Annotated in this window: 1 pseudogene; it reads right to left on the bottom strand. The window is 77.3% G+C overall.

Features of this window, described 5'->3' with window-relative positions:
- A pseudogene (locus BN972_RS29625) lies at positions 1-691 on the bottom strand (PE family protein); the annotation flags it as partial.

Genomic DNA, 691 nt, shown 5'->3' with positions numbered 1-691 from the left:
GTTGCTCCCGGCGCCACCGGTGCCGCCCTGGCCGCCGTTGCCGCCCGTACCGCCGTTACCGGAGATCGAGCCGCCGAGCCCACCGGCGCCGCCGTTGCCGCCGGCGCTGCCGGCCTGGCCGGTGCCGCCGTTGGCGCCACTTCCGCCGTTTCCGCCCTTGCCGCCGTTGCCGTAGGTGCCGCCGTTGCCGCCGGCGCCGCCGTTGCCGCCGTCGACGCCGACGGTGGTGGAGTTGAAGCCCGCCCCGCCGTTGCCGCCGTTGCCGACCGCAGTGGCGAAGCCGGCGCCGTCGGTGCCGTTGCTGCCGGTGGTCCCGGTACCGCCACTGTTACTGCCGCCGGTGCCGCCCTTGCCGACGATCGCGTTGCCACCGTCGCCACCCTTGCCGCCGTTCGGGTTGGCGGCGGTTCCGGCGGCGCCTGCGCCACCGTCGCCCGGGGTGCCCGCCTTGCCGCCGTTGCCCGCGTTGCCGCCGTTGCCGTCGGTGCCGTTGGAGCCGATGCCGAGAGCTTTACCGCCGAGTCCGGCGTTGCCGCCGTTGCCGCCGGCCCCGCCGGTACCACCGTTGCCGCCGTTCTGCCCGGCGCCGTTGTTGGTGCCGGCGACCCCGGTCGCGCCGTTCACGCCCGCACCGCCGTCACCGCCGATGGCGCCGGCGCCGCCGTTGCCGCCCTTGCCGGCGTTGCCGGTG

Source organism: Mycobacterium asiaticum DSM 44297 (assembly GCF_000613245.1).
Taxonomy (GTDB): domain Bacteria; phylum Actinomycetota; class Actinomycetes; order Mycobacteriales; family Mycobacteriaceae; genus Mycobacterium; species Mycobacterium asiaticum.
The sequence above is the reverse complement of the archived record's forward strand: the minus strand, read 5'-3'. Positions and strand labels throughout refer to the sequence as shown.